This is a genomic window from Pseudonocardia sp. SID8383 (assembly GCF_009864975.1).
Classification (GTDB): domain Bacteria; phylum Actinomycetota; class Actinomycetes; order Mycobacteriales; family Pseudonocardiaceae; genus Pseudonocardia; species Pseudonocardia alni.
Genome location: NZ_WWFY01000751.1, coordinates 1 through 7,470, shown reverse-complemented (window position 1 = coordinate 7,470; position 7,470 = coordinate 1). Strand labels below are relative to the sequence as shown.

The window sequence follows — 7,470 nt, the reverse complement described above, 5'->3', positions numbered from 1 at the left end:
CGGGTGCTGGGCGGGGTCGCCGAGCAGCTGCGGCTGGTCGCGGTGACCGACCCGGCCGTGGCCCGGGTGCGCGACGTCGGCGGTGCCCGTGTCGAGGAGCCGCCCGGGGGAGCGCCGCGGGTCGTGGCGGTCCGCGACACCGGCACCCTCCGCCCGATGGTCGACATCACCACCGGTACGGGGGACTTCGTCGCCGCCGGGGTGGTCAGCCACAACTGCTTCGCCCGCAACACCCACACCTACCTCGACCTCGACGCGGGCGCGGACTTCGACTCCCAGATCGTGGTCAAGGTGAACGTCGCGCGGGTGCTGGAGCGGGAGCTGGCCCGGCCGTCGTGGCGGCGCGAGCACGTCGCGATGGGCACCAACACCGACCCCTACCAGCGGGCGGAGGGCCGCTACCGGCTGATGCCCGGGGTGATCACCGCGCTGGCCCGCTCCGGCACGCCGTTCTCCGTCCTCACCAAGGGCACCGTGCTGGGCCGGGACCTGCCGCAGCTCGCGGCCGCGAACGCCGACGTCCGCGTCGGCACCGGGGTGTCGATCGCGCTGCTGGACCGGGAGCTGCAGTCGCACCTCGAGCCGGGCACCCCGAGCCCGCGGGCCCGCCTCGACCTCGTCCGGCGGATCACCGACGCCGGCCTGCCCTGCGGGGTCATGGTGGCCCCGGTGCTGCCGTGGCTGACCGACTCCACCGAAGCCCTCGACGCCCTGCTGGCGGAGATCGCCGCCGCCGGGGCGAGCCGGGCCACGGTGCTCGCCCTGCACCTGCGTCCCGGGGCCCGGGAGTGGTTCCTGGCCTGGCTGGGGCGGACCCACCCCGCGCTGCTGCCGCGCTACGAGCGGCTCTACCGCGGCGGGGCCTACGCCACCCGGGACTACCGCGGGACCCTGGCCCGGCGGGTCGCCCCGCTGCTGGCCCGGCACGGCCTGGACCGGCCCGAGCCGAACCCGCGCGACCCGGGGTGGACCCGGCAGCCGGTCGCGTCGCCGCGGGCTGCGGAGCCCGGGGACGGGCAGCTGAGCCTGCTCTGAGAACCCGCCGGAAACCTGGTGGCAGACGGCCCGGGGGATGCCGATAGCCTTGACCGCCGTGATGCGAACCCACCCCGTCGGCACGCTGCGTGCCGAGAACGCCGGCCAGACCGTGACCCTCGCCGGATGGGTGGCCCGCCGCCGCGATCACGGCGGCGTGATCTTCATCGACCTGCGGGACCGCTCCGGATCGGCCCAGGTCGTGTTCCGCGAGGGCGAGATGGCCGAGCGGGCCCACCGGCTGCGCTCCGAGTTCTGCATCCAGGTCGTCGGCGAGGTCGTCCGCCGGCCCGCGGGCAACGAGAACTCCGACCTGCCGACCGGCGACATCGAGGTCACGGTCACCGAGCTGACCGTCCTGTCGGAGTCGGCGCCGCTGCCGTTCCCGATCGACGAGCACACCGGCGTCGGCGAGGAGATCCGGCTCTCCCACCGCTACCTCGACCTGCGTCGTTCCGGGCCCGCCGCGGCGATGAAGCTGCGCAGCGACGTGAACAAGGCCGCCCGCGACGTGCTGGCCGCGGAGGACTTCATCGAGGTCGAGACGCCGACCCTGACCCGGTCCACCCCCGAGGGCGCGCGCGACTTCGTCGTCCCGGCGCGGCTGCGCCCTGGCTCCTGGTACGCGCTGCCGCAGAGCCCGCAGCTGTTCAAACAGCTGCTCATGGTCGGCGGGCTGGAGCGGTACTACCAGATCGCGCGCTGCTACCGCGACGAGGACTTCCGCGCCGACCGCCAGCCGGAGTTCACCCAGCTCGACATCGAGATGAGCTTCGTCGAGCAGGACGACGTCATCGCACTCGCCGAGAAGGTCCTCACCGCGCTGTGGCGCCTCGTCGGGTACGAGATCGAGACCCCGATCCGCCGGATGCCCTACGCCGAGGCGATGGCCCGCTACGGCTCGGACAAGCCCGACCTGCGCTTCGACATCGAGCTCACCGAGCTCACGTCGTACTTCGCGGGAACCGGGTTCCGGGTCTTCCAGAACCCCTATGTCGGCGCGGTCGTCATGCCGGGCGGGGCGTCGCAGCCCCGCAAGGTGCTCGACGGCTGGCAGGAGTGGGCCAAGCAGCGCGGCGCCCGCGGCCTGGCCTACGTGCTGATCGGTGAGGACGGGCAGGTCGACGAGCGCGGCCCCGTGGTCAAGAACCTGTCCGAGGCCGAGCGGTCCGGCCTGGCCGAGGCCGTCGGCGCGCACCCCGGCGACTGCATCTTCTTCGCCGCCGGCAAGCCCACCGAGGCCCGCGCGCTGCTGGGCGCGGCCCGGGGCGAGATCGCCCGGCGGACCGGTGCGATCGACTCCTCGGCCTGGTCGTTCGTCTGGATCGTCGACGCGCCGCTGTTCGAGTCGGCCGCCGACACCGACGACGTCGCCGTCGGCGGCGGTGCGTGGACCGCGCTGCACCACGCGTTCACCTCTCCGACCCCGGAGTGGATCGACACCTTCGAGAAGGACCCGGGCAACGCCCTGGCCTACGCCTACGACATCGTCTGCAACGGCAACGAGATCGGCGGCGGCTCGATCCGTATCCACTCGGCCGACGTGCAGAAGCGGGTCTTCGAGATCATGGGCCTGTCCGCGGAGGAGGCACAGGAGAAGTTCGGCTTCCTGCTCGACGCCTTCTCGTTCGGTCCGCCGCCGCACGGCGGGATCGCGTTCGGCTGGGACCGGATCACCGCGCTGCTCGCCGGCGTCGACTCGATCCGCGAGGTCATCGCGTTCCCGAAGACCGGCGGCGGGTTCGACCCGCTCACCCAGGCCCCCGCGCCGATCACCGCCGCGCAGCGCAAGGAGGCGGGCGTCGACGCGAAGCCGACGGCGCCCGCGCCCGGCGGGTCGGCGCCCGGCCGCCCCGGGGAGACCGGCGGCGGTGCCCCGGAGAAGCCCGGCCCGGCCGCGTAGGCGCTGCACCTGCGGGTGGTCTGCCCACCCGGGCGGACGGTCGAAGGTCCGCAGCGTCCTCGACGCCCAACCCGGGGTGGGCCACCTGGTGGTCCACCCCGGGGTGGCGGTGTACCCGGCCGGTGACCTGGTCGAGGCCGACGTGGTGGGCGCCATCGATGCGGCGGCCGCGGTGCTGGTGCTCACCCGTCGCGGATCGCGTGGTCGGGGCGCGGACCGCGCGCTCTCCGAAGGGTAGGGTCCCCTTCGATGACCGATCCGCAGTCGACTCCCGGCGCGGTCGCGGCGGTGGCCGGGGCCGCGCGGTTGCTGTCGCGGCGGGCGGGCTCGGAGGTCGAGCTGTTCGAGCCCGAGGACCTCGGCGGCAGCGGCCGCTCCGTCGTCGCCCGGGCCCGGATGGCGAAGAACCCGTTCTCCGACCGGCGCAGCGTCGTCGTGAAGCACTACGCTCCACCCGAGGACGGCACGGACCTGGCGTCGGACCCGTTCCGCTACGAGGTCGCGTCCTGCCAGCTGTTCACCGCGCTGCCCAGCGACGTCCGGCCCAGCCCGGTGATCATCGCGCACGACCCGGAGCAGCGGCTGCTCGTGCTGGAGGACCTCGGCCGCAGCCTGACCCTGGCCGACAAGCTGTTCGCCCCGGACGCCCAGGCCGCCCGGACCTGCCTGCTCGGCTGGGCCCGCGGCCTGGGCCGGATGCAGGCCGCGACCGCCGGGCGGGAAGGTGACTTCGGGGCGCTGCTGCGCCGGCTGGGGGAGAAGGCCCGCCGGGACCCGGTCGCCGACCAGGCCCGCGCCGCGCTGGCCGGGCTGCCGGAGCTGCTGGTCGAGATCCTCGGCGTCGAGGTGCCGGAGATGGCGCTGTTCGAGGCCCAGGGCGGGGTGCGCCTGCTCGGCGGCACCGGGTTCCGCGCGTTCAGCCCGTCCGACACCTGCCCGGACAACAACCTGGTCACCAGCCGAGGGGTGCGGTTCGTCGACTTCGAGTGGGGCTGCTTCCGCGACGTCGTCCTCGACGCCGCCTACGTGCGGGTGCCGTTCCCCGGCTGCTCGTCGAGCTTCGCCCTGCCCGACGCCGTCGCCGACGCCATGCTCGACGCCTGGCGGGCCGAGGTCGCGCCGGTGTGGCCCGAGCTGGACGACCCCGAGCTGCTGGAGTCGCGCCTCGCCGACGCCCAGGTGCTGTGGGTGTGGTGGTCGACCTGGCAGCTGCTGCCGCGGGTGCCCGAGCGCGACGGCCCGATCGGTCCCGACGCCGGCCGGTCCCCGCGGATGTCCACGGCGCTGCGGCACTACTGGCGGGGCCTCGGTGTCACCGCGGAGGCGACCGCCCGGCCCGGCACGGCCGCGCTGGCCGAGGCCGTGGTGACCGCGCTCGACACCCGTTTCCCGGACGCGTCGTCGACGCTGCCGCTGTTCCCCGCCTTCCGCGGGGGCGAGTGGTAGGGACCCGCCCCGAGAGTTCCCACGGCGGTACGGGACCCGTCACCGGTTGCACACGGGAACGGTGGCTGCGGCGGTGATCGTGTCGGCGTGTCCCCGATGACCGCGCGCCCGTCCGTCGTCGATCCGGTCCTCCGCCCCGTCCGCCCCGTCGCCGTACCGCACGCGACCGGGCGGCCCGTCCGGCACCTCGTCCTGCTGGGCGACTCCACCGCCGTCGGACTGGGTGACCCCCTGCCCGGCGGAGGCTGGCGTGGGTTCGGCCCGTTGCTGCGCGACGCCCTCGACGATCCCGACCACCCCGGCTCGGTCCGGCTGGACAACCACGCCCGGACCGGGGCGCGGATGGCCGACGCCCGGCACGGGCAGGTGCCAGCGGCCGCGGCGTCGGGGCCCGACGTCGTCGTGCTGTGCGCCGGGATGAACGACACCCTGCGCTCGGACTTCGACCCGGCCGCGATCCGGCGGGACTGCGCCGAGTCGCTGGAGCTGCTGCTGCGGGCCGGTGCGACCGTGCTGCTGCTCCGCTTCCACGACCACACCCGCGTCTGGCCGCTGCCGGGGCTGTTGCAGCGGGCGCTCGCCACCCGGATCGCGGCCCTGAACGGGGCCGTCGACGGGGCGGTGGCCGAGGCCGTCGCCGCGACGGGGCGGTCCGCCGTCGGGATCCTCGACCTCGACACCGCAGGCAGCTACGACCCGGCGGCGTGGAGCGTGGACCGGTTGCACCCGTCCGAGCTGGGGCACCGGTTGCTGGCGCGTGGTTTCGCCGCGCTGCTCGGCGCCGCAGGGTTCGCGGTGCCGGGGGAGATCGGGCTCGACGCCGCCGGTGGGCGGGAGGTGACGGCCTGGCAACGGGGGGCGTGGCTGGTGGTGCAGGGGGTGCCGTGGCTCGTGCGGCGGTCCCGGGACCTCGGGCCGGTGATGGTGCGGGGGCTCCTGGAGGGGGCGCGGGCGCGGAAGGTGCCCGCCTGACCTCGGCGGCCCGGTCACAGGCGTCGCAGGAAGTTCCCGATCCGCTCCACGGCCTGCTCCAGCTGCGGCAGCGCCGTCGCGTACGAGCAGCGGATGTGCCCCTCGCCGGAGGGCCCGAACACGCTGCCCGGGACGACCGCGACCGACTCCTCCCGCAGCAGCCGCTCGGCGAAGGTCTCCGAGTCCAGCCCGGAGGCGCGGATCGAGGGGAACGCGTAGAACGCGCCCGCCGGCTCCGGGCAGTCCAGCCCGGCCTCGCGCAGGCCCTTCACGAAGACCCGGCGGCGACGGTCGTAGTCGGCCACCATCTCCGCGACGTCGCCCTCCGCGCTGGTCAGCGCCTCCACGGCGGCGAGCTGCGAGATGTGCGGCGCGCACAGCATCGTGTACTGGTGCACACGCAGGCACAGCTCCGCGATCGGCTCCGGCGCGGCGAGCCAGCCGACCCGCCACCCCGTCATCGCCTGGGCCTTGGAGAACCCGCCCAGGACCACCGTCCGCTCCCGGGCACCCGGGACCGCGCCCAGACAGGTGTGGGCGCCGGTATAGGTGAGGCGGTCGTAGATCTCGTCGGAGAGCAGGTACAGGTCGTGCCGCTCGGCCAGCGCGACGAGCTCGCGCAGCACCTCGGGCGGCTGCACCGCGCCGGTCGGGTTGGCCGGCGAGCCGATCAGGATCGCCTTCGTCCGCGGCGTCACCGCGGCCTCGACCGCGGCGATGTCGATCGCGAACCCGTCCTCGGCGCGGGTCGGCACCCCGACCGGCACCCCACCGGCGAACGCCACGCACGGCTGGTAGGCGACGTAGCAGGGCTCCGGGACGATGACCTCCTCGCCCGGGTTCAGCAGCACCCGGAACGCCAGGTCCAGGCCCTCGGACACCCCGGTCGTGACCAGGCACTCGGTGGCGGGGTCGTAGTGGGCGTCGTAGCGCGACGCCAGGTCCGCGCACACCAGCTCCCGCAGCTTCGGCAGGCCCGCGTTCCCGGTGTAGGTGGTGTAGCCGCGCTCCAGGGCGTAGATCCCGGCCTCGCGGATCCGCCACGGCGTCACGAAGTCGGGCTCACCGACACCGAGGGAGATGACGTCGTCCATCTCGGCGGCGATGTCGAAGAACCGCCGGATCCCCGACGGCGGGATCGCCGAGATCGTCGCGTTGAGCGCCTTCACGGGGTCACCGGCAGCCGGTGGTCGGGCTCCGGCTCGGCGAAGGAGTCGCCGTCGCGCTTGTGCGTGGCCAGCACGAAGTGCGTGGCGGTCGAACGGACCCGGTCGATCGTGGACAGCTTCTGGGACACGAAGTCGCTGACCGCGCGGATGTCCGGGCCGACGACCGTGCAGCGCAGGTCGTGCCCACCGGAGACGAGGTAGCAGTCGCGGACCTCGTCGAAGCGGGAGATTCGGGCGGCGACGTCGTCGAACCCGACCCCGCGGGCCGGGGCCACCGACACGTCGATGAACGCCGTCACCTGCGCCCCGGCGCGGCCGGCGCCGGAGTGGCCGTTGCCGCCGTCCTCGTACCGGGCCCAGTCCACGACGGCCTTGTGCCTGCGGATCACCCCGGAGCGTTCCCACTCCGCGATCCGGGCGTCGACCTCGTCTCGGGGCAGACCCAGCATGGTGGCGACGGTGTCGTGGCTCAACGACGCGTCACGTTCGAGCAACTCGAGGATCTCGCGCACGGCGTGACCCTACGACGACCGCCCGTCGCCGTGCCGCGGGCCGGGCGGGTCGGTGGTGGCCCGCCCCGGCCGACCGGTCAGGCCGCGTGCGGCAGCGGGGCCGCGACGTCCGGAGCGACACCGCCGCGTGCCGGGTCGAGCAGCCCGCACTCGAGGTCGACGAGCTGGACGCGCGTGCACGGACCGCACACGTACACCGTGCCGGTCGGGCCGTGGTGGCTGCTCCAGGCGAGTCCGCGGACGTCGGCGGGAGTGCGCGGACGGGAGCAGAGCGGGCAACTCGGGATCGTGTCCATGCCCCGTGAGCGTGCACGGGCTCTGTTGCGCGCCGGTGACACCGCGCGTCCGCGGCGTTGCGTTCCGGCGACGATCCGGGGTCGGCGACGATCACGCTGCGTACGCGTCGGTCACGAATCGGGGGCGAGCCGGTGAA

The 7,470-nt window shown here is 74.6% G+C and carries 7 protein-coding genes and 1 pseudogene; 5 read left to right on the top strand and 3 right to left on the bottom strand.

The features are described from left to right. The 5 genes and pseudogenes from GTW08_RS18180 to GTW08_RS18160 all read left to right on the top strand — a co-directional run. Positions 1-1,035 (top strand): annotated as a pseudogene (locus tag GTW08_RS18180) (radical SAM protein); the annotation flags it as partial. A gap of 58 nt (positions 1,036-1,093) precedes the next feature. After that, entirely contained in the window at positions 1,094-2,938 is a 1,845-nt protein-coding gene (gene aspS, locus GTW08_RS18175) for an aspartate--tRNA ligase (RefSeq protein WP_073574668.1), read from the top strand. An 88-nt stretch (positions 2,939-3,026) separates the two neighbouring features. Beyond that, positions 3,027-3,176, top strand: a complete 150-nt coding sequence (locus GTW08_RS18170; protein WP_161152264.1) for a hypothetical protein — start codon at positions 3,027-3,029, stop codon at positions 3,174-3,176. Between the two features lie 11 nt (positions 3,177-3,187). Further along, the gene (locus tag GTW08_RS18165) at positions 3,188-4,384 is read left to right on the top strand and encodes a hypothetical protein (RefSeq protein ID WP_073574669.1); all 1,197 of its coding nucleotides are present in this window, start codon (positions 3,188-3,190) and stop codon (positions 4,382-4,384) included. A gap of 96 nt (positions 4,385-4,480) precedes the next feature. Beyond that, a complete protein-coding gene (locus tag GTW08_RS18160; protein WP_174565865.1) occupies positions 4,481-5,356 on the top strand; it encodes an SGNH/GDSL hydrolase family protein in 876 nt (291 codons plus the stop codon). 14 nt (positions 5,357-5,370) lie between these two features. Here GTW08_RS18160 and GTW08_RS18155 read toward each other — a convergent pair whose 3' ends face one another. From GTW08_RS18155 to GTW08_RS18145, 3 genes are all read right to left on the bottom strand, one after another. Next, positions 5,371-6,525, bottom strand: coding sequence for an aminotransferase class I/II-fold pyridoxal phosphate-dependent enzyme (locus GTW08_RS18155; RefSeq protein ID WP_073574670.1), 1,155 nt, complete (start codon positions 6,523-6,525; stop codon positions 5,371-5,373). Beyond that, positions 6,522-7,037, bottom strand: a complete 516-nt coding sequence (locus tag GTW08_RS18150) for an Lrp/AsnC family transcriptional regulator (RefSeq protein ID WP_073574671.1) — start codon at positions 7,035-7,037, stop codon at positions 6,522-6,524. Before GTW08_RS18150 ends, GTW08_RS18155 begins: the two co-directional genes overlap by 4 nt. A gap of 77 nt (positions 7,038-7,114) precedes the next feature. Then, complete coding sequence (locus tag GTW08_RS18145; protein ID WP_139282729.1) at positions 7,115-7,333, bottom strand: hypothetical protein; 219 nt, start codon at positions 7,331-7,333, stop codon at positions 7,115-7,117. Positions 7,334-7,470: the final 137 nt, after the last annotated feature.